Here is a 26,793-nt window from a genome sequence, read left to right on the forward strand (position 1 = left end):
AACGGTTATGAAAGAACATACCAAAAACCGCAAGTCAAAGATTGACACCTTACCTGACGACATCAAAAGTTCATTGAACATGTTATTGCGTGAAGGCCGAATGAGTCAGCAAGACATCCGGGAGCAAATCAATCAACTGATTGTTGAGTCTGGTGTAAGTGACGATGACGAATACATCAAGCGTAACTCGATGTCTCGCTATTCACAGGGATTTGAAAAAGGCATGGAGCGGTACAGGCAAGCCCAACAGATGACTCAAAGCTGGGTTCAGCAGTTTGGTGAGATGCCCCAGACTGATATTGCACGTGCATTGATTGAGATTGGTAAGTCTCAGGTATTCGATTTTCAGATGGCGGCACTTGAGGAAGGCGAAACAATTGATCCAAAAACAATGGGTCAACTGGCATTAGCCATCAAACGCCTTCAGGAAGCTCAGACTGGCAGTGTGAAGCTTGAGAAAGAGATCCGCAAGCAAGCGATGGAAGACGCTGCTGATACAGCAGAGCTAGCAGCTAAAAGTCTGGGTCTAACCTCTGAAGGGGCGAAAGTGATCCGGAATCAGATTCTGGGGCTTTCCACATGATGCAGGAATTTCAGAGATCCCCCATTGCCTCTGCTGTTGCTCACCTTCATTACGAATACAGCCCGGATGAAGTGTTATTGCCGTATCAGAAGTATTGGATCGAGGATGACAGCCAGCTCAAAATTGGGGAAAAATCGCGTCGGACGGGGTTAACGTGGGCCGAAGCTTGTGATGCTGCACTAACGACATCCAAAAGCAAGGCTGATGGCGGTTGTCATCATTTCTATGTGGGTTCAAATAAAGAGATGGCCCGCGAATTTATCGATGCAGTCGCTATGTGGGCCAAGGCGTTTGATAAGGCCGCTGGTGAAATCTGTGAAGAAGTGCTTGAGGATGACGACAAAGATATTCTGACCTTCGTGATCTATTTCGCATCCGGTTTCAAGGTGCAAGCGCTCAGTTCAAATCCATCCAATTTGCGCGGAATGCAGGGTAACGTCACTATCGATGAAGCGGCATTCCATGACCATCTGGCCGAAGTATTGAAAGCAGCTTTGGCTCTTACTATGTGGGGTTGCAAAGTTCGTCTGATTTCCACCCACAACGGTGCGGATAATGACTTTAATGAACTGATTCAGGAGAGTCGAGCCGGAAAGAAAGATTATAGTGTCCATACGATTACCCTTGATGATGCTTGTCATGATGGTCTGTACAAACGTATCTGTCAGGTTACGGGTAAGATATGGAGCCAGCCAGCAGAAGATGCATGGAAAGCGGGTCTGCTTAAAGCCACCAAAACAGAAGATGATGCTCTGGAAGAGTATTACTGTGTGCCTAAATCTGGCAGCGGCGTCTATATCCCCCGTTCCTATCGGGAGCGTGCCGCCGTTCTGCCAAACGAGGTTGTTACGTTTATCGGCTCTGCTGAGTTTAACTGCTTGCCGGAGCGGCTACGTGAATTGGATATGCAAGAGTGGTTAGAGCAGACCGTTAAACCATTACTAGATTCGCTGCCAAAGAATCTGCGCCACACTTTGGGTGAGGACTTCGCCAGAAACGGAGACTTAACCTCATTCGCACCGTGTAGCGTGCAGACTGACACCAAACGTCAGATCCCCTTTTTAGTTGAGTTGTCCAATGTCCCATTTAAGCAGCAAGAGCAGGCTCTCTATTACCTCTGTGACCGGATGCCACGTCGTGATGGCATCAAACTCGATGCACGCGGCAACGGCCAATACTTGGCGGAACAAGCCCGTTATCGATATGGTGCGGAAGTTGAAGAGGTCATGCTATCGACTGCCTATTACCGAGAAAATATGCCTAGATTTAAAGCGGCATTTGAAGATGACGAATTGCAGATCCCAAAAAACGAAGACGTGATCAATGACTTCTCTGCTATTCAGATCATCCGGGGTGTACCGTGTATCGATGACAGCCGTACAAAATCTGTAAACGGAAGCCAGCGTCACGGCGACTCGGCGATTGCTATTTTTCTTGCGTACCTAGCATCAAAAGAAGAATGCCGACGTTATGAACTGCACCGCATCAAATCCGGTAAAGACGACCAACATACAGTGAAAAGACAAATGAAAATGACCCGTGGCCTCAGAGCCATGAAAGGTGGCCTGTTATGAATCGAATTATCAATCCTCAGACTGGAAAGCCGTTCACCACGGCTGAGCGTCAGGCGCTCAATCATCAACAGAGTAAAGCCTACACGACAGGTGTACGCACCCCCACAGCAAGTAAAAGTATTGCCACCGGACTGACTCCGGCCCGGCTTGCATCGATACTGAAGAACGCGATTCACGGTAGCCCGGAAGATTACTTTATTCTGGCTGAAGAAATGGAAGAGCGGGATTTACACTATCGAGCTGTTATTTCAACCCGTAAGTTGGCTGTGACCAGTATTGAGCCAGTCGTTGAAGCGGCCAGTGACGAGTCGAAAGATATCGAGATGGCTGATGCAGTACGTCAATTACTCAAACACCCGAATATTCCTGAATGCGCATTCGATTTGCTGGACGGCTTGGGGAAAGGAGTCGGTCTGGTTGAAATTATCTGGAATACTGAACGGGTGCCGTGGAAGCCCAAAGATTATCAATGGGTCGATCCGCGTTTTATCCGGCTCGATAGAGCAACGTACAGTGAAATCCGTCTGGCAAATGATAAGAACTGGACTGAAGGCGAGCCGCTCAAGCCGTGTGGCTATATCTGTCATCAACCACGGATGAAATCAGGTCACTGGCTACGCAATGGATTGGCACGGGTTGTCGCTGTGATGTATATGCTCAAAAGCTATACAGTGCGTGATTGGTGGGCGTTTGCCGAAATTTTCGGTATGCCGATCAGGGTCGGCAAATATCATAGCAATGCATCCGATGAAGATATCAGGACGCTAGTCAATGCTATTGCAACCATAGCTTCCGATGCCGGTGCGGCAATTCCCGAATCAATGCAGATCGACATGATTGAAACGGCTAAAGGCAATGGGGGTGAAACTCTGTTCGAGAATATGGCCGAGTGGGCTGATCGGCAGATATCCAAAGCGGTTTTGGGTCAGACGATGACCACTGATGATGGTTCCAGTCAGTCTCAGGCCACAGTGCATAACGATGTACGTAACGATATTACCCGCTGGGATGCACGACAACTTGCCAACACATTCAATGAGTTTCTTGTGAAGCCGTTTATCGATATGAATTACGGTGTGCAGGAAAACTATCCGGTTATCAAAATTGAACCTGAAGAAACAGAAGATACCAAGACTTGGGTCGAATCTCTGGTTCCGCTAATTGACCGGGGCATGAAAGTTCAGATGAGTGACGTTCGTGACCGGATGAAACTATCAGACCCTGATAAGGATGCCGAGTTACTGGTTCCAGCCGGTCAGCTTACACCGCCAAATGAATTCAGTTTAAACCATGCTTGGCCGCTGTTTAATCCGGGGTTAAATCTGGCATTAAATCGTCAGGGGCGACTTAACAGTGAAGAGGAGCTCGATGAAATGACGCGTCAGGCATTGGACGAATGGCAAGAAGTCAGCGACCCGGTATTAAGCCCGATCCTCAAACTGGCAAATGAGTCGGTCAGTTTTGATGAGTTTACGACTAGCCTGCCGAAACTTGCTGAAGAACTCGATGCACAGGCGTTTATTGAACAGATGGCAAAACTGTGCTGGCAGGCTCGTGCAATGGGAGATGTTCAAGATGACTGATGACAATATCCCACAGGAAGCACTGGACTATCTGACGAGTAAGCAGCTCAAGCCGGGGTTTGATTACCGTGATGTCTGGAAGCAAGAGCACAACAATGCATTCACTGTCGCTAAAATGATGCACGAAGATATACTGGCCGATACCCGGGCCATTGTAGAGCAGGCACTTGCCGATGGCATGACATTCAAACAGTTTCGTGATTTGCTGCAACCGATGCTGGTTAAAAAAGGATGGTGGGGAATTCAGATGATGAATGATCCACTGACTCAGGAAACCAAGCTGGTTCAGCTCGGCAGTGATGCCAGACTCAAGACAATTTATAAGACCAATATGAGAACCGCCCGCGCTGCTGGCCAGTGGCAGCGTATTGAGCGGACTCAGGAGACACACCCCTATTTGATCTATGAACTCGGCCCCAGCAGAGAGCACCGACTAGAGCATAAGAGATGGCATAACTTGATGCTGCCAGCCAGTCATGAATTCTGGAAAACTCACTTTCCGCCCAATGGGTGGGGCTGTAAGTGTCGGGTCAGACAGGCCAGTGAACGAGAAGCCAGACGCCTGACCGCAGCCGGTGCAAATACCACCGCACCAGAGGTTAAAACCCGGAAGCTGGTCAACAAGCGTACTGGTGAAGTAGAGCGTGTGCCTGAGGGGATTGATCCGGGGTGGAATTATAATGCTGGTATCGAAAAAATGCCGGAACAATAAAACGCTCTGTAAGCCTCTCTCACAACGAAGAAAAGAAAACCTGCATCGTTTATCGTTGTCATTCCGTTTAAACGCGCTCCGTCGAATTTAAACGGGGTTTAAATGAGGTTGTGATAAATCTCGACATCATAAAATGTGATGGGTGATGAAAAACACTGCCCTAAAGCAATAACCCACGTTAATCTGGTTTCAAATCTCTTTCCCGTAATCTGGCATTCGATGACTACATTGGACGCCAGAAATGAACCAACTTTATTTATCCCTTTGTTTTGAGCTGCCTCAGGATGATGTACCAGAGTGGTTGAAATTATTACCCGCCGGGCCAATGACGGGGAATGATGGCCGCAGCTTTGTCAATAGCAACCCGCAACAGGTCGTCATCTACTGGCAGAATGTCGGCAGGGATATCCCGCTAGATATCGAGCACGCAACCGAAATCAAAGCACCGAAAGGTGAACCAGCCCCTGCTCAGGGGTGGTTCGACAAGCTTGAAATCCGTGATGGTGAAATCTGGGCACACCTCACCCCGAATCCATCCGGCACGGCAACGATTACCAACCGAGAATACCGTTACATCAGTCCCGCGTTCTACCACGATTCTGAAGGCAACATTCTGGGGCTTTCCAGTGTGGGCCTGACCAACAAACCCAATCTGAAACTCCCTGCTCTCAATCATCAACAGGAGAAACAACCCATGCCAATTCCAGCGGCTATTGCTGTGGCGTTATCCCTCAATTCTGAAACCGCCACAGAACATGAAGCAGTTAATGCCATTAACAAACTCAAAGACGATACACAACTGGCACTCAACCGTGCTGAAAATCCGGATCTGGAAAAATTTATTCCCAAAGAGACCTATGAACTGGCGCTCAACCGTGCCACTGAAGCGGAGGCAAAAGTCAAAGAGCGACAGGAAGCCGATATTACAGCTCTGGTCGATACGGCGATCACTGAAGGCAAAATTGCACCGGCCAACAAAGAAATGTATCTGGCCGTCTGTCGCGCCGAAGGGGGCATTGAAAAGTTTCAGGCATTTGCCAAAAGTGCTCCGAAACTGGTCAGCGATACCCATCAGCATGACAAAGCTCCTGACAGTGACCAGACCAAGCTTACCGAAGGCGAACTGGCTATCTGCCGTCAACTCGGTTTGACCGAAGCGCAGTTTCTGGCTGCGAAGTAACTTAACCAACTATAAGGAACATTTTCATGCCAATTACTGCTGAACAGCTACGCAATATGACTACCGGCCTGTCGGCTGCCTATCAAATTGGTTTCGATGGTGCAGAATCTCAGGTAGAAAAAATTGCAACCATACTGCCATCGTCAACTAAATCGGAAGACTACGGTTTTCTGGGAAGCTGGCCGGAAATCAAAGAATGGGTCGGTGACCGTCAGCTCGCAACACTGGCGAAGCATGGTTACACCATCACCAATAAAAAATTCGAGTCCTCTATCGTCGTAGATAAAGATGATGTAGACGATGACCTGCTCGGTCAGTACGGCTTACAGGCGCAAACAATGGGGCAAGGCGTTAAGCTCTTCCCTGACAAAATTACATTTAGTCTGCTGTGCTCCGGGTTTTCGGAAACATGCTATGACGGTCAATACTTTTTTGACACCGATCATCCGATGGCGGATGGCATTGTATCCAATATCGTTGGTGATATAGCAAACGATACTGGGGAACCTTGGTTCCTACTGGACTGCTCCCGTCCGCTCAAGCCGATGGTATTTCAGGAGCGTCGTAAATTTGAATTCAAAGCTCTGGATGATATGAGCAGTGATCACGTCGTACTCAATGACGAATATATCTATGCAACCGATGGTCGTAACAATAGCGGGTTCGGTTTCTGGCAGATGGCAATCGGCTCGAAAGCTCCGCTAACTAAAGAAAACCTCAATGCAGCTCGGAAGAAGCTGCGGTCATTTACAAATGACAGCGGTGAGCCGCTGGGACTGAAAGGTACCGTTCTGGTAGTTGGCGGAGACAACGAATCAGTCGGAGAAGATCTGGTGCTCACTGAAAAAATCAACGGCACCAATAATACCCTGTTCAAAAAGTTCGATCTGGTTGTTTCCGAGTATATCAAGTAACCCCGTTTAAACATGATTGAAAACCGGTTCCGGGATGCCCCGGACCGGCACAGAGGATGAAACCGTGACCAATGCGAAAACCAAAACCACACGCCGCAGTAATGACAAATCTGGAACACCGACAAACGTTACCCAAAGCGATGCTGAAACGGTTGTTGAAACTTCCGTTGAGACACCGCAACCGAATAGTCAGTCGCCTGAAGTAACCGGGAAGGCACCGACAGATATTACTCAAACCGATACCGGAACGGATGAACAACCTCCCGTTGAGACGCAGCAGGCTGAACCCTGTCTTTTGCCTGTTGAAGTAAAAGCAACCAAGAAAACCGGGTTCTGGCGTTGTGGCCGTTTCTGGTCCTCTGAAGGCTCTCACGCATTCGTCGTGCCGGATGACGCAGATATCAGGGCTATCCGGTTAGAAAATCCGGATATTGAATCTGTCTTTCTAACCGAAGCCGAGTATCAGCGGCTGAAGAATGAACCCGCGCTGAGTGTGAAACAACTCGAAGCCGGAATCGACACGGAGTAATCAGCAATGGCACTTTCCTATGTGACTCAACAGGACTTGCTGGACCGGGATGAATCCATGTTGTGGGTACTGGCAACCTCACCGAATGACAACTCGCAGCTCAACACGGTGGCAATCGATGCTGCAATATCTGATGCCTCGATTGAGATCGATTCATTCCTGACCTGCTTTGAACTGCCGCTTCTGGAAGTGCCTGCGTTGCTGAACCGGTGCGCGATCTCGATGGCCTTTTACTGGCTGGCTGACCGGGACGGCAATATTTCAGAACTGGTGCAAAAGCGTTATGACGACGCGCTAAGAACGCTACGGGAAATCCGCGACGGCAAACGCGATTTAGGTTTACCTGCGGCAAGCAAACCCACCGAAACGGCCAAAGGGAAAGCTGAGGTGATCGATGCATCACGGCCATCAGTCCGTGACAGTCTCAGGTACATATTATGAGTATTAGTGTAACTATCTATAACGGTGATACCGAGCTTCAACAGATGCGTCAGTTTTTGGAGCGACTGAGTGACACCGGCAACCGTGACAAGCTGATGCATCTCATCGGGGCTGAAGCTGAAAGCCAGATGCACCGACGGATCAGGAATGAGAAAACCGCACCGGATGGCTCGCCATGGCCGGAATGGAGCCCGCAATACTCAGGTACGCGCCACGGTAATCAGTCATTGCTAATGGGTGATGGTGCTCTGGACGACTCGATCCAGTATTACGTCAAAGGCAATCAGGTGTCTATCGGTTCGTCGCTGGCCTATGCCGCTGTCCAGAACGACGGTTTTGACGGGATGGTCAGTGTACCGGCGCATACCCGGCTGATTCATCAGGCGTTTGGCCGGGAGCTGGCTTTCCCGGTCTATCAGAGTGTGAGCGCACACAGCCGTCATCTGGAGGTCCCACAGCGCGAATACCTCGGCCTGTCATCTGAAAACGAAACAGATTTACTGACATTAATCGGAGACTTTTACGGAGACATGCTCAAATGAAACCAGAGCTGAATACTCAGTTCGGCACGCTGGCAATTTGCCAGTCGGTTGTCGAAACCCTCAAGCCGATATTTGAAGGCACGGACAAGGAGCTGGATAAAGTCGGCAATGTCGCCCGCTACCACAAGCGGTTTAATACAACCGCAGATGTGAAACAGAACGTGACAAGACGCGGCTGTATTCAGATTGCTGGATTGAATGTTATCAATGTTCAGCGCAGCGCTGGCTACACCATTGGCACCATTCAGTTTGCTGCATTTGTCATGACTGATGACCACTATGGGAAAAACCGTGCAGAGCGGGCGGAACTGATTGCCGGAAGGCTGGGAATGACCGTAGTGTCACCTGACTTTTCCAGAAAGCTCGGAGATGTTGCCCATAGTCAGGTTGAACAAGCGAGATGGCAGAGCCTCACCAATCAGGCATTTGATGACATTGGGGTCGCAATCTGGGCGGTGGAATGGCAGCAGGAATGCCGACTTAACACACCACCTGACACTGCCAATATGGACGATTTTATTACCTGCGATATGACCATGTTGCAGTCAGACGGCGGGCCTCAACTTCAGGCAACAATTGAACTGGAGCAATGAATGATACAAATGATTTTTATTAAACCGAGAGATGGTCTGACCGTTCGCAAACCTGACGGCACCTTTTTAAATGTCGCAGGGGAAACCGTTCGACGCAATGCATACTGGGTACGGCGTCTCAATGACGGCGATGTAACCAAAAGCTCACCGGCGTCGGGCAAAACCAAGAAGGAAGTAACCAATGAGTGATATTCCAAACGATATCCGGGTGCCGCTGTTTTATATGGAGTTCGATAACTCTCTGGCAGTTTCCGGCACCCCGGCAATGGTGCATAAAATTTTGGTCGTCGGTCAGATGGGTGCAGATGCTGTTGCATCACCGCTGGTGCAACACACGATTACCAGCGACGACAGTGCGCGGCAGATGTTCGGTGATTCAATACTAACCGATATGTTGCTGCGTCTGCGCAAAGCCAACAACTATACAGAAACGGTTGCGATGGGGATTGAAGATTTAACCGATGGTGCGGCCGCAAGTGCTGACGGTTTTACTTTCAGTGGCACTGCAATGGCCTCCGGAACCTGCTATCTGATGATTGGCGGAAAATCGGTTCAGGTCGGGGTGTCTGAAGGAGACACAGCCGCTGATGTTGCGGCCAGCGTGATCGCCAAAATCACCACCCTCAATGCGACACTCGGCAGTGAGCTGCGCGTAACTGCCCAAGCCGGTGCCAGTACCAATATTGTCAAGCTGATATGCAAGCATAAAGGTATCACAGGCAACGATATCGATCTGCGTATCAACTACTATACCGGAGAGCAACTACCGAAGGGGATCATCTGTACCGTCGGTACAATGTCCGGTGGTACCGGCACCCCGGATATGACAGCAATTGTTGCAGCAATTGGCGATGAATGGTTTAACCATATCGTTATGCCATACAACGATCAGTCCAGTCTCAATACACTGCGTGATGAGCTCATTGCTCGTTGGGGACCGATGCGTATGCAGGAAGCGATTGCATATACTGCATTTCGTGGTACCCATGCAGAAACCTCGACTTGGGGCAGCACCCGAAACGATTATCTTATCACCTGTATGGGCACAAATAAGATGCCCACGCCTTCTTGGGAAGTTGCGGCCAGCTATGCGGGTACTGCCGCATATTATTTAGCGATTGACCCAGCACAGCCGCTACAAACCTTGTCTCTCAAAGGTATTTTACCACCCGCTAAGGGCGACCAATGGGATCTAACCGAACGTAATTTGCACCTCCATGACGGTGTGGCGACCTATTTTGTGGATGCTTCCAACCAAGTGTGTATTGAGCGGGAAATTTCGACCTATCAGGTCAACAAGTTTGGCAGTCCTGATCCCAGTTATTTAGATATCACTACCCCATCGACTTTGGGTTATCTGCGCTATTCGATGAAAGCACATATCACCCAGAATTACCCACGGCACAAACTCGCAGGCGATGATGTTCTGGATGAGCTGGAACCCGGTCAACCTGTAGTGACCCCTAAAACGTTGCGGGTTGACTTTCTCGATAAATTCCTCGAATGGGAAGGAAAAGGCTTGGTTGAAGATTTTGAGACATTCAAATCCACGCTGTCCGTTGTCCGTGATAACGATAATAAGAATCGAGTCAATGTGATGTGTTCTCCCAACCTTGTGAATGGCTTCCGTATTCTGGCCGTAACCACACAATTTCAGCTTTAAGGAGTAAGACATGATTTTAGGTGAAGCAACCATTCGGGCGAATGGTGAGGAGTGGAAAACTACCGGTACCGCGAAATTTCACCCCGGTGGTAAACAACGCACCGAGCATACCGGAGGTGGAAAGGTGCGCGGATTTTCAGAAAAAACCGTGGTTCCTTATATTGAGTGCCAGTTTGCTGTTGATGAAGATGTCGATGTAATTGAACTCAACGCGATCACTGATGCCACCATTACATTCGATGGCAACAATGGGCTGTCATATATGCTTACTGGTGCGACGCTGGCCGAGCCGATAGGGATTAGTGATGAAGGCACCACAGATACTGGCAAATGGGTCGGGAAAAAAGCTAAAAAAATCTGATGTGTCGGCTCCGGCCTGACTGCCGGAGTCGTTTAAATCATCTTTAAACGGGATATAAAACATGGCAAAACATGAATTTTCATTCAGGCATGGTCTGATGTTCGGCAAGGGTAAAGATGCAGAGCCACAGTATGACGTTGTTCTACGTGAGCTGACCAGTGCCGATTTGATTGATGCGGCAATGGAAGCTGAGCGGGTGGTGTTTGTTGATGAGGGGAAAAAAGCTATCGCCTATACCTCTGAAGTGCTTTATGGATTCGAGTTGTTGCGCCGTCAGATTTCATCTGTTGGTGAAATACAGGGGCCTTTGACATTCAAGCAACTACGCCAGCTCCACCCAGACGATCTCCAAACCTTGCAAGATGAAACGGAGAAGCTGGATGGCCTGATTAAAGGAGTGAGCGAGCGGGGGCGAGATGTGCCAGCTGAGTGAGCTGGCAGAGATAAGTTGTATCAGGGTCTCGCGTATCACACACCTGCCATACCCAGAGCTGACACGCTACCCCATCCCCAAACTATTGAAACTGATCCACAAAATAGAAGCGGAGTTAAAACATGCAGCAACAACTGGTCAGTGAATTCGTCATTAATATGAGCGGTAACATGGTTGCCAAGGCGAAAGCTTATGGCGGTGCTATGAACCGATTCGCCAAAAAAAATTCACGAGCGATGTCAATTGTTCGTAACTCAACTCGTGAAGCCAGTAAAGCGTTGGATAAGATCCAGAACCGTTATACCGGTGCGGCCACTGCATTTGCTACCGGAACGATGGTTAAGGGAGTAGCGGATTTTGACAAAATCATTCGACGAATGGGAACGAATGCTCAGATGAGTGACGAACAAGTTGCCAGTCTGCGTGAGAGCATCAAAGCAATCGCAGATCAGGACGATATCCGAATTGATATGTCATTGCTGGCTGAGGGTGTTGATGAATTACAAAGCCTGACCGGAGCAGCTGAATTTGTGCAGGATAATATCCGCAATCTAGGGATAGCCATGCAGGGCTTCGGGGTTGATTCAAAATATGCGGCAGGGTTACTGGCGAAATTTTATGAGAAAGGGATAACTAAACCTCAGGAAGTATTGCAAACACTGGATCAGCTTTTTGCCCAATTTGCAAAAGGGTCTTTAAGTGTTGCTGATATTGCCCGCGTCGCCCCGTCTCTGTTTTCTATTATTCAAGATAAAGGGCCGGAGGCGATTGCTCAGATGGGAGCACTTGCTCAGGTTTTTGCTAAAAATAAAAGTTCTGCTGAAGAAGTCGTCACATCCATACAGGGCGTATATTCATCTTTGACTGACAAAAAAAATATTGAATTTTTAAAAAATCAAGGTGTGAATGTATTTGTAAAGGGAACACAAAACATTAAGAAACCCATAGAGCTATTAAATGAAGTCCTCAAAGCTGCAAATTATGATCGACTAAAACTTCAAGACATATTTACCAGTACAGATATGGAAGGTTTATCCGCACTGCTAGATCCCAAAAACCGCCAGTTACTGGATGATATGGCTCATGGCACCTACGAACTCGGTTATACCCAAAAAGCAGCCGAGAAAAATGCACATGGATTTTATGGCGCAATGACTCGGATGAATAATCAATTGCTGGCATTTGCAGACGATAATCTGGCCGAGCCGCTGAATGAGTTAGCCGATGCCATCGGTTCGCTGGACAGTAAAACGGTAAAAGCCGGGCTGGAAACATTAGTCACCGGAGCGGCGCTGCTTGGTGGTGCTCTCGCGGTTCGTGGTACCTACCGGATGGGTAAAGGCGGTTATGATACCCTACAACAAATCTTCGGGACGGGTCAGAAAGGCCCCGGAAAAAACGGTGGGTTTGATCTGGGGGTACAGCGGGTCTTTGTTGTTAATATGAAGGACTGGAGCAGCAATAATTCACTAAAGCCAGATATGCCAGAAAGCAATCGTAAAGGGGGCAGCAGATTCCGTCGGTTGTTTAGTAGTGCATCACAAATAGCAAAAGCGACCACCGTCGGTTACGGCCTCACCATGACGCCTGAATTCAGCCCGCTGTCATTTACTCGTAAAGAAGAACGAATTGCAGGTCTGAACGACAACGAGAAGATGCTGGTCACGCCCGGAATACTCGATGTTTGGGATGAAGTAAAACAGCTCTTTTCATCTCTCCAGACATTACCAACTCATCCCGCGTCCCCGGAAGGTACATCGGGCTATGTCACCGGTAATTATAATTTGCCGCAACCCAGCACAGGATATCCAGCTCTGAATGGTCGTATCGATGTAAATGTCAGAACATCTCATGATGGTCGCAAACCACAGGTTAGTGTTGATGTTTCAGGTCTGCCCGGTCAGGCCATGGTCAATTGAGAGGAACGGTATGACATTTGAGTACGATTCAGCACAATGGCAGGAGCGTCAAGAAGCCTCATTTCGTGGGGTACATTTTTATGTATTATCAACCAAAGGTAAATCAGGCCGTCGGGCACTGGCCCATGAGTACCCAAAACGAGATGGTGGTTGGACTGAAGATAATGGTGGCGTACTAAATAATGAAATGATTAAAGCTGAATTGGTTGGCCCGGATGCTGAAACGGAGTTTACCCGGCTTTTGGCTGCGCTCAATATCGCCGGGCCGGGGGAACTGATTCACCCGTATTGGGGAATTCAACAGGTTCAGGTTGGTGAGGTCGATTACGATTTCGATAACAACGAGCGCCATGTTGCCCGATTATCTTTTACTGTCTACGCGGTTGGTGAAAACCTGTTTTCCAATACGCCAGACACAAAATCTATTGTCGAAGAGCAAGCCTCAAAGGCTCATGATGTCAATGTTAATGTATTTGAATCTCTTGCCACGTCTCTTGATGAAGAAACGCAGCAAACTCTACTCGATAGCATCGATATCACGTTGAGTGACCTCGATGACACAATTAATAATCTCCCCGGACTACCTGAGGAACTGGGCGATTGGTTTGACCGGCTTGAACATGTGAAGTCATCGGCTGGGCGGTTACTGGCCTACCCCGGAGAGCTTGGCCGGGACATCACAAACTTGATCGTTGATTTAAAAGATCTCGTCACCGAATTACCCCGTTCACTGAGTGTCTATGATCAGTTAGAAAACCGCTGGAAGGGTTTGAAAGCCGAGCTGACAGTAAAAGCTGATATCTACCCCAGAGCCAATGTATATACATTCACGCACACTGCGGTGGTGATAGCCAAAGTTCAGGCTGTTGCTACGGCTCCTGTAGCAGGTGAAGTCAATGGATTCACTGACAGTACCCAAGCATCTTTGACTGCGAGTTCATTGAGCACATCATTGCAAGAAATAGCTGAAGAGGCGATTGATTCAGGGAACCGTACCGGCTGGCGGCTCTATCGTAGTCTTCGTAGTGCTGTCACAAGTGATTTAGCTCAGCGGATACAACAACTGCCGAGTGTGAAAAAGGTCACTCCCAACCGAGCCATTCCAGTTGCACTACTTGCTTACCAACAGACCGGAGATACGGAAAATCGAGATGTTATTGTGACTCGAAACAGTCTTTCACGCCCGTCATTCATTACCCCACATCAAAGTATTGAAGTCGTAATTTCAGGGGGCAGCAATGGATGAAGTCACAGTAAATTCAAATGGTAAAACATGGCACGGCTGGACAGACGTTTCTATCACCCGCGCGTTAAAAGCATGTGCCGGTGAAATGCGTCTTTCAATGACTCGTCAGTGGCATGAAGTTCAACCGTTCAATATTAAAAATGGTTCGCCCGTAACAATTGAGATAGGCGGTGAAGTGGTTTCTACTGGCTATGTTTCGGAATTTATTCCCTCATACGATGCGAAGACTGTGCGCTATGAACTGATTTGTCATGACAAAACGGTCGATTTAGTTGAATGCTCAGTCGAGCATGAATCCGGTGAGTGGAACAATGTCACTCTGGATACATTAGCCCGTGAAGTCGCTGCACCATTTAGTATTAATGTTGTCGTTGATGCTGATATCGGAAATGTGTTTAAAAAAGTTAGACTTGAGCAAGGTGAAACAGTATTCGAGCTGCTTGAACGGCTAGCACGCCAACGCGGTGTCTTACTGACATCTAATGCTCAAGGTAACCTTGTTATTACGACTGCATCCACAGAACGTTTAAACGTGGTCTTAAAACTTGGGCAGAACATCCGTGCTGCTCGTGGCCGCTTTTCTTCGAGAGAGCGTTTTTCGAAAGTGGTCGTCAAAGGAGATGCAGGCAGCTGGAGTGCATCGATAGCCAGCGAAACCGGAGGCAAAGCTGTGATTGAAACAGACTCAGGTGTTGCCCGCTATCGCCCACATGTTGTGTTGATGGAAGAGGTTTTCACTGCTGAAGATGCCAGTCGCCGTGGCAAGTGGCAGATATCTAACGCACTGGCACGCTCGACAACATCAGAAATTACAGTCTCAGGCTGGCGTTGTGGCGATAATTTTACGGGTGACCTGTGGCCGCTCAACAAACTTTTAAAAGTGATTGATCCAATTCAGAGTATTGACGATGAGATGCTGATTTCGTCCCTCACGTATTCAGAAAACGACGATGGCCGTGTCACAATTCTGGGTTTGGTTCCCCCTGAAGCGATGAAAGTAGAAGCACCTAAAAAAGTGGGTAAGGTGAAAGCCTCATGGAGAAAACAATCGTGAAATTATTGAAGCGAATGATCCAAACCATGTTTACCCGAACCATTCAGAGCGCAGTAGATGATGCTCTTGCCCGTCAAACCATGCAGGTTCAAGCACTCAATGGTGAGGTGTTCTCTGATGTGGAGCGCTGGCAGCAATATGGGCATACATCAGTACCACCGACAGGCAGCGAGCAATTAGTCTTAGCACTAGGCGGTAATCGTTCGAATCTCGCGATTATTTGCGCGGAAGACAAAGCAGTACGCCTCAAGGGTCTAATTGACGGTGATTCCGCACTGTATCACCAAGAGGGGCATTATCTGAAGCTGACTAAAGGCGGTGTTTTTGAACTTGACGGTGACACACTCAATATCACAGTTAATACCATCAACATCATTGCATCGGACGGTATCAAAATAGAAGCGCCCGTAACCACAATTCAGGGGGATGTCATACTCGATGGCAACTTATCAACATCCGGTAATATCGCCGCACAAGGGGTGGTTACTGGTGAGCAAGGCGGCACATTTGCGGGGGTGAGTTCTGGTGACCACACCCATGATTATGATGACGATGGCAAGCGTAAATCGACAGAAAAACCTAACGGGAGCGCACAATGATCAATATCGTTTGGAAAGAAAACGGCTATGACTATGATGTTGTTGGAGGTGTGTTGAAGCAAGGTGACAATCTGAAAACGATGGTAATTTATTGTCTGTTTACTGATGCGAAAGCAACCGAATCGGATGAACTGCCTCAGGGAACGACAGATAAGCGAGGCTGGCCGGGAGATACATTCAGTGAATTTAATTGGGGGTCTCGGCTGTGGCTTTTGAAGCGTAAGAAACTCACAAATCAAATTGTATTGAGAGTCCAAGATTATGCAAAAGAGGCGCTCACCCCACTTATAAGCAGGTATATCAAATCAGCAAAGGTGAATGCTAGACGTTCAGGCCGTGATACTGTCGATCTTTCTATTGTCCTAATCAAACCCAATGACGATCAACTCACACTAGAAGCCCAATTAAAGTGGGAGGCCATCCGTGTATAAAAGCCAAACTTTGCGTGAAATAATCCGAACGATTGAAAATGATATTGCTCTGGAACTTAATTTACAGGCATTGCCGATTATCGGCGAAGAACGCGCTATTGCATTTGCTGTTGGAGCAGCCAAGCGGGATATACACGATCACATTACGTGGCTGGCTCAGCAGATTGTCCCTAGTGCTGAGTCTGACGAACAGACAATCATCGATGCAGCAAACTATGAAGGAGTACCACGCAAGCAGGCAACCAAAGCGACGGGGATAGCTAGAATTAATGCTCCGGCATCCGTTGCATCTCAATTTATTGATGTGACATTTCAGCATCAGAACGGCCAGCGATTTACTGTTTTAGACAGTCAAGCACTCACTGAAAATACGGTACAACTCTCTATTAAAGCTGAGAGTGCCGGTAGTGCGGGAAACTTGGCTGATGAAGCATTGGAGATTAGTCTCATCAGTCCAATCAATGGTTCAGCACCCACCGCAATAATTACAAAAATATCTGGCGGTGCTGATACTGAATCTATCAGTGAACTATTGGGCCGTTTGTATTTTAGAAAGCAGAACCCACCAATGGGAGGCGCGGAACATGACTATGTCGCATGGGCAACTGAGGTGGGTGAAGTAACAAGAGCATGGGCATATTCGGGTTATCACGGAGGGGCAACTGTTGGGCTAACATTCGTCTGTGACAATCTTTCGAATATTATTCCGACTGATACAAAGATGAATGAAGTCGATAGCTATATTTTTCAACATATCGACCCATCTACTGGTAACTTAGTCGGGCGACCCGGTGGAATTGAAGTCATTACGTTTAAACTCAGTTTAAAAGTGGTTCAACTGGAGATTAAACTCACGCCTGATACGGAAACAACACGCATAAATTGCCTGACCCAGCTTAAGGTATTAGAGCGGCTCTATTCAAAGCCGAATTCAACGATTCTACTGTCTCAGATTCGCACGGCTATCGGAAACGCATCAGGTGTTGAAGACTATATATGTTCACTTAGTGACAATATCACCAGCTCAGAAAAAGAATTGATCACGTTTGGGGAACCTGTATGGCTAACAGCATAAGCGCACAAGGTACTGAAGCATGGCTTGATGTACTTCAGCAACTAATGCCACAGGGGGTGGCGTGGAATAAGGACACTGATAGTCATCAAACAAATCTACTCAGAGCGTTAGCCAAAGCGTTCGCCAGCACAGACACACTCTGTGATTCAATCGCACTCGAAATGATACCTGCACAAGCCAATATCATGCTTGATGACTACGAAGCCTATTTAGGATTGCCGGATTGTGCCAGCCAAGGTGAAACGTTCATCGAACGCCGTAACGCTGTCACCACAAAAGACCGTATCCGGGGTGGTTTGGCAACATGGCAAATTGAAGCACTGGCAAAGGATTTAGGATTTACCATCAAGGTTGAGGAAATCTGGCCGCATCATTGCCTGCGTTCCTGTAGTTATCCTCTCTATGCACAGCGGTATCGCCATGTTCTGAAAATAACCGTCACAGAAATGCCACGCGTTCGGTTCACATGTCTCGATTACATTACCATGCCTCTAATTAGCAATGACGCACGTGTATTAGAGTGCACATTAAACAAGTACAAAATGGGAGGTAAGTATTACGACTATATCTATAAAGGAGATGCATAAATGAAACTCCAGAACGGTTCACAAGTCACAGAACGTCCGTTAAGAAAACCTACCAGTGGCTTAGCAGGCTATTTCACAGAAAGCGGTGATAATGGTGCGCCCAGCTATCCCGGCCAGGATTGGTTTAATGATGTGATTGATGAATTTCTGAATGCATTAACAGAAATGGGGATTTCGTATGATTCCGGTAGTGTAGAAAATCTGGCAGCAGTGTTTAGATCGTTAAAAACCCCGACAGATTTAGGTGCTGTAACAGTCACAGATTTAGATGCAGCCCCTTCAGGTTTGATTCATTTCGCATCGAACAAACCGACGGGGACTGAAATAGAGTTGCAAGGTGTAAAGGTTCGACACGCAACTGGATACTATACAATCATTGCAGGGTCTGATAATCAGAATGATCCCAGTGTATTTTTCTACCACTCAATATCAGGAAAATGGCGGAGACTAACGACCGACAATGATATCCAGCGCAGCTTCGTCGGTATGATCGCTGATTTTCAGATAGCAGCCCCCAGACCCGGCTGGTTAAATGCCAATGGTGGTGAAATATCCCGCACCACTGATGCAATTTTGTGGCAATACGCCCAAGATTCGGGAATGACTGTTTCACAGGCGACCAAAGATGCTGACCCAATGACCTACGCTGCTTATTTCGGTGATGGTGATGGTGCAACAACGTTTACACTGCCGAATTTCCATCTGGGACATTTCCGCCGTGGAACTCCGTCAGGCGTGACACACGGTACAACGCAAGGAGATGCGATTAGAAATATCGCCGGTTTATTTCAATCTGTCGATTTGGGTGGAGACGAAAACCCCACGGGTGTATTTAGTCAACTCGGGTCAAATTCGGGGGGATATGCTGGCGGAGCTGGGGGGATGTTCGATGAAACGATTAAGTTTGACGCATCTCGTGTTGTCCCCACTGCTGATGAAAACCGCCCGTACACGGCAAATATTTCTGTGAAAATTTTCAGAGGATGGATGTAAAAATGAACGAGCAAATGGCATATCACTATTCATTTGAATCCGGTCTATTTGTCGGGGTCAGTACTGTATTTATTGAACACGGCTATGAAAATCCTATCAAACCCCAATGCTCAACATTTACGCCGCTGCCAGAATTCAATAGTGCAACGCAACGATGCCGTTATATCAGTGACAGAGATAATTGGAACGTTGAAATTATCACTGACCCAGTGACCGCATACAATAAAAAAACGCAGCAAAAAAAACTATTTGATGATGAATCATTGATAACAGATGAGTACACATTATTGGAGCCTGACACTGAATTTGACGTGTGGGAGGATAAAACGGAATTATGGGTAACAGATACAAATGCTCAGAAACAGTTCAATGCAAATGCCGAATATCAATGGGTTGTTTCTGAATTAGACTATGTTGACGTGCAACTCAAGTATCACGCAACTGGGGACACAAAAAGACAACAACTGACAGTCGATGATTGGAATGCATACGCAATCGCGCTACGCGACTATACAACAGTAGAAAATGGGCTGGTTGTTGTTCTTGAAAGTGAGAGACCCACGCGGCCAAACAAACAGGACGCATAAAATGATAAACTATTGTTTTTTTCATTTGGCGCGGCTTGTGTTGTCATTTTGCGCGAGCGGCTACACCGGGTTTATGACCGATGCATTTAATCCCAAAATCATAATTTTTATTCTGGCTTTACTGAGTCAATATGTCGGTGATAATTTATCACCTCAAGCGCAGTTATCTTATGGACTTATGTTGGTGCTCGTACAACTTGGGTGGTTTTCAATCGTCGCTTTTCTTTTTTCTTCCGGAAAATTAAAAGCTTGGTTGTATCAATATGCTCATTGGATTGAACGAGCTTCAGGATTGTTGCTGATCATGCTGAGTGTGAAGTTAGTCGTTGAGTCAGTATAACGCTTCATAGATAAAGGACACGCACGCGGGCCAAGGCAGACACAGGTATAAACATTATTTTATCAATTGATTCAATAGAATAAGCGTCAATCTAAAGGGGAGTGTCCTCTTTAGGTTTCTCGCTTAGATAACATTTTGAACAATGAATATTTTTTGTCTGAGCTCTGCTATATCAAACAGGTGAGACATAATTTTACCTTTTTAGCTAACGCCAAGCTATGCTGAAAGCTTGTCTGGAGGCCTGTTTTTCAAGGCTATAACACAAGGTTTCAGCATGAGCGTTTGTTAGCACTAGCGTACACGCAATTGATATACATAGCAGGGTGCGGTTGAACTTTCGTAGTCGAGTTGAACTTCCTTACCAGAAAAAAAAGCAGCTAGCACGGTTGATACAGAATTCTTATAACCATCATTGGTCGCCTCCGCTTGGCCAGGGAACCAACTAAAACCAGAAGGACAATCGTTTGTGATCCCGGGTGGAGGGATTGCTACAAACGGACCATTGCTGTCCGGCCCTACTTCTTGAATTTTAAACCACGGTGTGGTTACGCGACCGGCATGGGCATAAATTGGGAGCGTGGCTATTAGAATAAAAATTATTTTCTTCTTCATCATTACCTCGGTTTTATAGTGCTAACGCCAGCCATCACAGGCGACACACTCGTAGCGCAGCGAAGAGTTTGGCGTCCTTGTGTATGGAATTGTTAGCTCTTAGGCTTTTTATTCATGAGGGTTGAAAGTACCTCTGTTAACTCGGCTTCATCCTTGAGTGCTTGGGATAACCTCTCCGACAGTTCGCCCAATACCACCCTAACGCTACCGGCCATCTCTAGGCACTTGTTCGTCTGATAAGGTATGAACCCCTCGCTTAACGCTGAATGCAGCAGCAATATTGGACTATGGCCATTTATCAGCAAGCTCTCAGGCATAGCATCCTTCGCAAGATTGAGAGCCTTGCTAAACTGCGTTTCTTCGACCGCATTTTTTATGCGTTTCAACTTTTTCTTCAGAAGCACCAATTTTTTCCGAAACCTTAATGATTTCACCGAGTATTCTATTTTTCTGATTTTCGACGACTCTGCGATAGTAAATAAAAGCACCAATACCTAATCCCTGATTTTCGCACCTTCGTCCCTTCAGGAACTCATCTCGATTTGGTCCGATCAGTTTGATCAGCTTAGGAGATACGGGAGGGCCATAAGTGGAGAGCTCGCCAAATTTGTAGCATTCTCCCTTTATTGAGCTAACAGTTTATTATACTGAACCACTCTATAGGAATACTTCTATATCACTTACTGACACTCGATGAAATTTCGGTCCTAATCGTATGAAAATACAGACAAAATGGCAGTAAAAAAATATCATCACATCAGAAATCACAGTACAACGATGTCTAATTTGCTCACAAATAAATCGACTTTCTTTAGATTTTACTCAACGCAAATCAACCACCCAACCAAGAAAACCATTCACGAATGAATGGTTAGGCAGAATCAATCCGCGCGAAACAAACCCGTTCAACGACCGCTTTTAACTGCAACACTTGCCCTTCGAGATAAGCCAGCTCTTCTTCTGTGATTTCATAATGCTCCGAATAACGAGCTTCAATATAGGCGCGTTGCAGACGACGGAAGCTGCGACGGTGGAATTTATTGTCGAGCGGGAAAATCATCTTAAACTCTGGCTCGATTTGCGCGCACAATTTACTCAGCTTTTCGATATTGTGGGATTTGGGTAAGTAATTCGTACAGACAAGTAGCGCGCAAGCGAAAAACTTTTCTGCGGATTGATGAAGTTCAAAAGCTGCTTGCTCAATACGTTTATCTTTAATGGCATAACCGAACATCGCGAAACTATCATGTGCACTTTTAACCCATCGTATAAAATACTTTTGCGCAATCTCCCGTTTCTCAGCCTCGGTTAAATCCCCCGGCTCAATCAGCGGTTTCGGCGTTGCGGCAAACAGTTCAATCCCCTCTTCACGGATATCCTTAAAGAAATAATGCCCCTGCTGCAATCGTTCATTTACTTCCTGCAAATCATGAACAATCAGACCCAACGGCGCGGATTTCACTTTGCGATCAATTTGCTCTTCCGCCCGCTGCCAGACCACATAGTCTTCCACCAAGGCGGCTTTGTTGACGATCACCAGAATATCGTAATCGCTGATGTAACCATTAACCGGATCGTTGACCCAATTGCCTTTGGCGTGGCTGCCGAACAGAATGATTTTCAGAATACGAAACTCGCTTTTACTCCCCGTTTTACCTTCGAGATAGTCGTCCAGCGTATCGCGCAGAATGGTCGAGATCATCGCAAGCTCTTGCTGTTTAAATTCAGGCAGGTGATCGAGAGATGTTTTCATAAAACGTGCTTCGCTTTGGTAGACAACATGGCTATAGCATAAAAGAAGCGTTCAGCAAAAAACACTGTTTATCATAGTATTAGCATTGTTGAAGGATAAAATGCGACGCGGTTCGTTTTTATTTCTTTCCCTGATGATTGTCTCAGGTTTCGGCTTCGAGGCATCACACACAATGATGCTTATGTGCCAGAACGCATGGTGTATTCGGAGTGTCCCGTATGTTCATCGAACTGTTCACTCACCACATGAAAGCCTTGCGATATATAGAACTGATAACTGGCCTGATTTTCTTGGTACACGGACAGACTTAATCGGGATCTCTGCGTTTTAGCATGATTTAACAGTTGCTTACCGATCCCCTTCCCCTGAAGTTCAGGCACGACAAATAGAGCAGCGAGGGTATTTTCGTACAATGCGTAAAACCCAACCACTTGAGACTCGGTTTCGAAAACGCAGACCTCTGAGGCCGGAATATAAATATTGCGCATGTTCTCGACTTGAGATTCCCAGAACTCTGCTGAAACAAAATCGTGGGCTTTCACTGATGCTTTCAGCCAGATATCCAGCACTGAATCTAAGTCTTCTTCGTGGTATTTTCTTATCATTTTTCGATTATGGGGTGTTGGGGTTACTGGGGCTATTACAGCCAATTGTATAGACCTCAGTTGCTACGGCAACTGAGGTCCCAGACCGCTTACGGACAACGACAATTTTTTGTTATGTGTATTGCCACTATTATTGACATTTGTTCAGACAATAAGCCAAATCATTGGCTTTCCACTCTGCTTCTGGGTAATAAGAATCAGTCAATCCTTTGGGAGCAGCACCACGACTATCAGGAAGTCGAGTAAGTACGATGTGTAAATTCAGTGATTTAGCTAACTGAACTTCACGATTTATCCATGGGCTATTGTGAGAGTTATCTCCGACGAGGAAAAGAGCTGCATCACAGTCAGACATCACTTTCTTTATTTCTTTATTTATAGCATCGTTCCCTTGTGCCGAAAAATCAGAAGTTACAAATGAGAACTGCCCATTAATTTTTCCTCCATTACTCTGGAGCATATTCTTGACTGAATGTACGATTTCTTTATCATTAAAGTTATAAGAAACAAAAATTTTCTTTGCCATTGAATCTTCCTTATTAAGATTAAAGTTTACTGTTTAAAAAATAGTACCGTTCCTCTATGAGGTTATTATTACATCTCAGCTTTCATCAGATGCCAATGGTGAATATCGGTGAGACGAAATCCTACAAAAGTCCTTGATAAGGACATCTTCCTCCTGATGTATAACACTGACTATAATTCATTTGGCATATGCCCTAATTGCTGACACTATACTTTCTGTATTCCATCTTATGTCTACTACTGACCGAGATGAAACAATTGTTGATATTCTATTCTGTCCTCTTGGTATGACGCCTATAATAGGAATACCTAGCTCAATGGCTTTATCTAACTCCCATTGCATCCAAGAGCTGTGACTTGCATATACACCAGCCAAAGCTAAGATAACATCTGAATTACCAATTTTTTGGGAGAGCCGCCTTTTTACATAGCTTTCATCATCGGAATTTATAGGTTTATCTCTTGTAGACTCTTCATATACTGCACTGAAATACCCTCTAGTATTTATTAAATTTCTTAAAGCTTCTAATGTATCTGTGTACTGCCAAGAGTGGCTTATAAATATTTTGTATTCCTTGGCCATAGTTATTTATCCTTTAGTAAATTTATTAACATTTTCTTACACTCAAAATAGGTTTCCTTTTCCCAGTCTACAGAAACAAGCCCTAAGAAAATTTCTTCATATTTAAGCCCATTATCATTATCGCTCAACCCAAAATAACAGTTGGCAAGTGTTGCATAAGGCCACTTATTTTCTGCTAGCGATTTTCCTCCTTCATCAGATAAATAATCCAGCAATTCTATAATTTCCTGCCTAGCCTTTTTTGCTGATATTTTATAAAACGTTTTTTCTTCTTCATCACCTTCTATGCTGGCTGCAATATTTAAGCAAAGTGCATAGTTTTCACCATTATAATAATCTCGACGGATCTTAAAGCCTTTACCATAGTAATCTATAGCCCGTTTCAAATACTCAGGATCTTCAGTTACATGCCACATCCGTTTGTAGATAGCTCCAGTAAGTCCAAGCGTTTCGGGGTCATTTGTTTCATCATCTGGATCAAGCTTTTCAATTATTTGGAGAGCATCAGTTAAAGATGATATTTCTGTCGGCTCTTTAGACTTATACTTGGCTAATGCACGTTGTTGAGTGAAATAGGTTTCATTTGGAACAATGTTCTCCGCCTTCTCCCATAACTTGCAAGCTTCAACAAAATTAGATTCTTCCATAAAATGTGTTGCGCGTTCAGATATAGCAAAAATACTTTCTTCTCTCTTGGATAAATCACCAATAATTCTTTTATATTCTTTTTGCGTTAACTTTGGTGGCTCAATGTCTTGTATATAGTCATAAAGAGGGCTATCAATTGTTTTATTTTTTAAAATTGGCTCAATCATATCAACGAGATCCGCCTTACATCGCTCAGCTTCATCAACCCCAATATCATCCCCTAAGTGAGCGTAATGGAAAATACGATTGTGACTAAGATCGAAGGGGATTACTCCGTCTTGTTCTTTTATAATAATTGTAGAGTAAGGTCTAACCGCATGACGCACCCCTAATTCATATATAGCATTTGGGTTATAAGTAGAGATGTCTGCGACAACGAGATCCGCATGCATTAGCAATGCGTACATACTTTTGTCTATGAGGCCTGAATCTTGAATTTCATCAGCCCTCACACATTGTAAACCTGCTTTTTCTGCTGCCGGTTTAATTATATTTTTATACGTTTTATCAAGATCTAGAGTTTTTCCTGTTGATAAGTCCGTTTTTTTACCAAACCCCATAATAACGAAACATAACTTTTGCTTTCTTGACATCTGTACACAATTATCCTTTATAAATTATAACGACCAAATCAGGCAACCAGACTGATGAGTGGGTTTTGGGGCTATTATTATGCCGCGAAGCGAGCGAGCAAGTACCAAAAGCCGTACAGAGGTTTGGGTCACCTGGATTTTTTGCTAGGCCATTTCCTAGTTATAGTGCTGATTCTAGCTCTAGGTTTCTAAATGTAACCAACCTATCATTGCCAAAATAGTTAAAATTAATTGCTAGCTTTTTGACCATTTTAGAGGCGGATTTTTCGGACATGTTAAAGTACATGGCTAAATCAGATGAAGACTTTTTAGTTAAATGTACTGACTCCCAACGCCCAACATTTTGATTATCAAAAATAACCTTCTCTCGCTTACCTCGGTGGTTATTTTGGTCATATAGTGAGACTCGATCAAACCTTGTAACATTCATATCATCTTCAGTTTTATTTGTAACTTTCAGCTCGCACTTAACTAGTTGACCTGATCTTGAGCAAGTTACAACTTCAAATTCTAATCCAGACTCAACTTGAACTAAGCTGTAATTGACTTTTAATTCCTTACCAACAAAATATGATGTAAATGATGATGTCGGTGCATAAAATTCTCTTAGACTAAGCGAGAAGGTAAATATCATTAAACATGTCGCGGTGTAGAAAAGGTATTTCTTAAATGTTGTACACGCTTTATCTGCCGTAGCCAAGATGCTGATCATATATAAGATCAAGAATGCAGATATTACAGCCAGTAGTGCAAAAGCTCCCTGATAAAGTAACAACCCATCAAAATCTAGAATTTTAACCTGACTCAATAAGTCAACACTTTTAAAAGTAGGAAAAAGCACAGCGATTGCAGTTAAAACTATTGACTGAATAACACTTAACTCAGTAAAGAGATGAAGAAAGCCACCGCTTTTTTGCTGCTGTTTCTCCGGATTTTCCATATTTTCCTCCACTAAAAATAAAGGGGTATTTTGCCTAACACTTGGGCTCCGTCACTAGTTTGGAGCGACAGCGAAAAGCTGGTCGGCTGGAGCCTTTGGTTATGCCTCTTCGAGTTCAGCTCTGACCCTTTCGACCAAAGCTGCATATTCTCGAGCAGTTTCCGTAGTGATTTTCGCATCACTGCTATGGACTGCCTCGTTTCGTATTCGCCTCAGCTTTTGCAGCATCAGCAATAAGCCTTGCCCCAATGTAGATTTATCCGAGTGTAGCAACTTGTATGACGTCATAGCGCTAACGCCCAAAGCAGCAGCTTTAGCTGTCCGCCTGACTTTGCTTGTTATAAGCTTTACCCAGCAATTGTATCTAGCTGCGCACAAATGATTCACCAGTGCTACCACCATTCGGAACATCTCGTATAAGCCCCATTTGTTCGCAAGTAAGCATCAAAACACCGTACATATCATTGAATATCTTATAGAAAATCGCCAGAAAAAATTGACATAAACATGACATTTTTTTGATATGGATAAGGTTTGTGCAAAATTGAAGCGTTTTAACAATCAGTGAAAATTGTGATGCGGTGGTTTAGTGCGC

General features: G+C 45.7%; 32 protein-coding genes. 24 read left to right on the forward strand and 8 right to left on the reverse strand.

The genetic code is table 11. From position 1 onward, the window contains the following. The first annotated feature begins 7 nt into the window (after positions 1 to 7). From OCU60_RS11155 to OCU60_RS11270, 24 genes are all read left to right on the forward strand, one after another. On the forward strand, positions 8 to 583 hold the full coding sequence (locus tag OCU60_RS11155; RefSeq protein ID WP_074373325.1) for a DUF3486 family protein: 576 nt from the start codon (positions 8 to 10) through the stop codon (positions 581 to 583). After that, entirely contained in the window at positions 580 to 2,157 is a 1,578-nt protein-coding gene (locus OCU60_RS11160; RefSeq protein ID WP_074373324.1) for a terminase large subunit domain-containing protein, read from the forward strand. The genes OCU60_RS11155 and OCU60_RS11160 overlap by 4 nt, the downstream gene beginning before the upstream one ends. Next, on the forward strand, positions 2,154 to 3,740 hold the full coding sequence (locus tag OCU60_RS11165; protein ID WP_074373323.1) for a DUF935 domain-containing protein: 1,587 nt from the start codon (positions 2,154 to 2,156) through the stop codon (positions 3,738 to 3,740). Before OCU60_RS11160 ends, OCU60_RS11165 begins: the two co-directional genes overlap by 4 nt. Next, entirely contained in the window at positions 3,733 to 4,452 is a 720-nt protein-coding gene (locus OCU60_RS11170) for a phage head morphogenesis protein (protein ID WP_074373322.1), read from the forward strand. The genes OCU60_RS11165 and OCU60_RS11170 overlap by 8 nt, the downstream gene beginning before the upstream one ends. A 241-nt stretch (positions 4,453 to 4,693) precedes the next feature. Continuing rightward, complete coding sequence (locus OCU60_RS11175) at positions 4,694 to 5,632, forward strand: phage protease (protein WP_074373321.1); 939 nt, start codon at positions 4,694 to 4,696, stop codon at positions 5,630 to 5,632. Positions 5,633 to 5,658: 26 nt separating this feature from the next. Continuing rightward, entirely contained in the window at positions 5,659 to 6,546 is an 888-nt protein-coding gene (locus OCU60_RS11180; RefSeq protein ID WP_074373320.1) for a Mu-like prophage major head subunit gpT family protein, read from the forward strand. Positions 6,547 to 6,610: 64 nt separating this feature from the next. Next, positions 6,611 to 7,075, forward strand: a complete 465-nt coding sequence (locus OCU60_RS11185; RefSeq protein ID WP_139302121.1) for a hypothetical protein — start codon at positions 6,611 to 6,613, stop codon at positions 7,073 to 7,075. A gap of 6 nt (positions 7,076 to 7,081) precedes the next feature. Continuing rightward, positions 7,082 to 7,516 carry a gp436 family protein gene (locus tag OCU60_RS11190; protein ID WP_074373318.1) on the forward strand — a complete coding sequence of 145 codons (435 nt, stop codon included), beginning with the start codon at positions 7,082 to 7,084 and terminating at the stop codon, positions 7,514 to 7,516. Further along, the gene (locus OCU60_RS11195) at positions 7,513 to 8,058 is read left to right on the forward strand and encodes a phage virion morphogenesis protein (RefSeq protein WP_074373317.1); all 546 of its coding nucleotides are present in this window, start codon (positions 7,513 to 7,515) and stop codon (positions 8,056 to 8,058) included. Before OCU60_RS11190 ends, OCU60_RS11195 begins: the two co-directional genes overlap by 4 nt. Beyond that, positions 8,055 to 8,651 (forward strand): hypothetical protein, encoded by a 597-nt coding sequence (locus OCU60_RS11200; RefSeq protein ID WP_074373316.1) that lies wholly within the window; start codon positions 8,055 to 8,057, stop codon positions 8,649 to 8,651. The genes OCU60_RS11195 and OCU60_RS11200 overlap by 4 nt, the downstream gene beginning before the upstream one ends. Further along, positions 8,652 to 8,840: a DUF2635 domain-containing protein gene (locus tag OCU60_RS11205; protein ID WP_074373315.1), complete on the forward strand. Its 189-nt coding sequence runs from the start codon at positions 8,652 to 8,654 to the stop codon at positions 8,838 to 8,840. Further along, positions 8,833 to 10,314 carry a phage tail sheath subtilisin-like domain-containing protein gene (locus OCU60_RS11210; RefSeq protein WP_074373314.1) on the forward strand — a complete coding sequence of 494 codons (1,482 nt, stop codon included), beginning with the start codon at positions 8,833 to 8,835 and terminating at the stop codon, positions 10,312 to 10,314. Before OCU60_RS11205 ends, OCU60_RS11210 begins: the two co-directional genes overlap by 8 nt. 10 nt (positions 10,315 to 10,324) lie before the next feature. Further along, on the forward strand, positions 10,325 to 10,675 hold the full coding sequence (locus OCU60_RS11215) for a phage tail tube protein (protein WP_074373313.1): 351 nt from the start codon (positions 10,325 to 10,327) through the stop codon (positions 10,673 to 10,675). Positions 10,676 to 10,736: 61 nt separating this feature from the next. Next, positions 10,737 to 11,108 (forward strand): phage tail assembly protein, encoded by a 372-nt coding sequence (locus OCU60_RS11220; RefSeq protein WP_074373312.1) that lies wholly within the window; start codon positions 10,737 to 10,739, stop codon positions 11,106 to 11,108. Positions 11,109 to 11,230: 122 nt separating this feature from the next. Next, positions 11,231 to 13,027, forward strand: coding sequence for a phage tail tape measure protein (locus tag OCU60_RS11225; RefSeq protein ID WP_074373311.1), 1,797 nt, complete (start codon positions 11,231 to 11,233; stop codon positions 13,025 to 13,027). Positions 13,028 to 13,037: 10 nt separating this feature from the next. After that, positions 13,038 to 14,273 (forward strand): DNA circularization protein, encoded by a 1,236-nt coding sequence (locus OCU60_RS11230; RefSeq protein WP_074373310.1) that lies wholly within the window; start codon positions 13,038 to 13,040, stop codon positions 14,271 to 14,273. After that, positions 14,266 to 15,327, forward strand: a complete 1,062-nt coding sequence (locus OCU60_RS11235) for a phage baseplate assembly protein (RefSeq protein ID WP_074373309.1) — start codon at positions 14,266 to 14,268, stop codon at positions 15,325 to 15,327. Before OCU60_RS11230 ends, OCU60_RS11235 begins: the two co-directional genes overlap by 8 nt. Next, positions 15,309 to 15,926, forward strand: coding sequence for a phage baseplate assembly protein V (locus OCU60_RS11240; RefSeq protein WP_074373308.1), 618 nt, complete (start codon positions 15,309 to 15,311; stop codon positions 15,924 to 15,926). Before OCU60_RS11235 ends, OCU60_RS11240 begins: the two co-directional genes overlap by 19 nt. After that, entirely contained in the window at positions 15,923 to 16,357 is a 435-nt protein-coding gene (locus OCU60_RS11245) for a phage GP46 family protein (RefSeq protein WP_083602665.1), read from the forward strand. The genes OCU60_RS11240 and OCU60_RS11245 overlap by 4 nt, the downstream gene beginning before the upstream one ends. Next, a complete protein-coding gene (locus tag OCU60_RS11250) occupies positions 16,350 to 17,432 on the forward strand; it encodes a baseplate J/gp47 family protein (RefSeq protein WP_074373307.1) in 1,083 nt (360 codons plus the stop codon). The genes OCU60_RS11245 and OCU60_RS11250 overlap by 8 nt, the downstream gene beginning before the upstream one ends. Further along, a complete protein-coding gene (locus OCU60_RS11255; RefSeq protein WP_074373306.1) occupies positions 17,417 to 18,019 on the forward strand; it encodes a YmfQ family protein in 603 nt (200 codons plus the stop codon). The genes OCU60_RS11250 and OCU60_RS11255 overlap by 16 nt, the downstream gene beginning before the upstream one ends. Then, positions 18,020 to 19,012 (forward strand): tail fiber protein, encoded by a 993-nt coding sequence (locus tag OCU60_RS11260; protein WP_074373305.1) that lies wholly within the window; start codon positions 18,020 to 18,022, stop codon positions 19,010 to 19,012. A 2-nt stretch (positions 19,013 to 19,014) separates the two neighbouring features. Next, positions 19,015 to 19,599: a hypothetical protein gene (locus OCU60_RS11265; protein ID WP_074373304.1), complete on the forward strand. Its 585-nt coding sequence runs from the start codon at positions 19,015 to 19,017 to the stop codon at positions 19,597 to 19,599. A gap of 37 nt (positions 19,600 to 19,636) precedes the next feature. Beyond that, positions 19,637 to 19,939, forward strand: a complete 303-nt coding sequence (locus tag OCU60_RS11270; RefSeq protein ID WP_159439467.1) for a LysE family transporter — start codon at positions 19,637 to 19,639, stop codon at positions 19,937 to 19,939. Positions 19,940 to 20,230: 291 nt separating this feature from the next. On the opposite strand, the gene OCU60_RS11275 is transcribed toward OCU60_RS11270, so the two are convergent. The 8 genes from OCU60_RS11275 to OCU60_RS11310 form a co-directional block, all read right to left on the reverse strand. After that, positions 20,231 to 20,554 (reverse strand): hypothetical protein, encoded by a 324-nt coding sequence (locus tag OCU60_RS11275; protein ID WP_139302120.1) that lies wholly within the window; start codon positions 20,552 to 20,554, stop codon positions 20,231 to 20,233. Positions 20,555 to 20,643: 89 nt separating this feature from the next. Next, positions 20,644 to 21,042, reverse strand: coding sequence for a hypothetical protein (locus OCU60_RS11280; protein WP_205410497.1), 399 nt, complete (start codon positions 21,040 to 21,042; stop codon positions 20,644 to 20,646). 380 nt (positions 21,043 to 21,422) lie between these two features. After that, the gene (locus OCU60_RS11285; protein ID WP_074373300.1) at positions 21,423 to 22,304 is read right to left on the reverse strand and encodes a HEPN domain-containing protein; all 882 of its coding nucleotides are present in this window, start codon (positions 22,302 to 22,304) and stop codon (positions 21,423 to 21,425) included. A gap of 179 nt (positions 22,305 to 22,483) precedes the next feature. Continuing rightward, positions 22,484 to 22,909 carry an N-acetyltransferase gene (locus OCU60_RS11290; RefSeq protein ID WP_074373299.1) on the reverse strand — a complete coding sequence of 142 codons (426 nt, stop codon included), beginning with the start codon at positions 22,907 to 22,909 and terminating at the stop codon, positions 22,484 to 22,486. Between the two features lie 130 nt (positions 22,910 to 23,039). Further along, positions 23,040 to 23,435, reverse strand: coding sequence for a toll/interleukin-1 receptor domain-containing protein (locus tag OCU60_RS11295; RefSeq protein WP_074373298.1), 396 nt, complete (start codon positions 23,433 to 23,435; stop codon positions 23,040 to 23,042). Positions 23,436 to 23,612: 177 nt separating this feature from the next. After that, a complete protein-coding gene (locus tag OCU60_RS11300) occupies positions 23,613 to 24,017 on the reverse strand; it encodes a TIR domain-containing protein (RefSeq protein ID WP_074373297.1) in 405 nt (134 codons plus the stop codon). A gap of 2 nt (positions 24,018 to 24,019) precedes the next feature. Then, complete coding sequence (locus OCU60_RS11305; protein WP_074373296.1) at positions 24,020 to 25,258, reverse strand: TRAFs-binding domain-containing protein; 1,239 nt, start codon at positions 25,256 to 25,258, stop codon at positions 24,020 to 24,022. 160 nt (positions 25,259 to 25,418) lie between these two features. Next, positions 25,419 to 26,198, reverse strand: coding sequence for a hypothetical protein (locus tag OCU60_RS11310; protein WP_074373295.1), 780 nt, complete (start codon positions 26,196 to 26,198; stop codon positions 25,419 to 25,421). Between the last annotated feature and the right edge of the window lie 595 nt (positions 26,199 to 26,793).

This window comes from Vibrio spartinae (genome assembly GCF_024347135.1).
Classification (GTDB): domain Bacteria; phylum Pseudomonadota; class Gammaproteobacteria; order Enterobacterales; family Vibrionaceae; genus Vibrio; species Vibrio spartinae.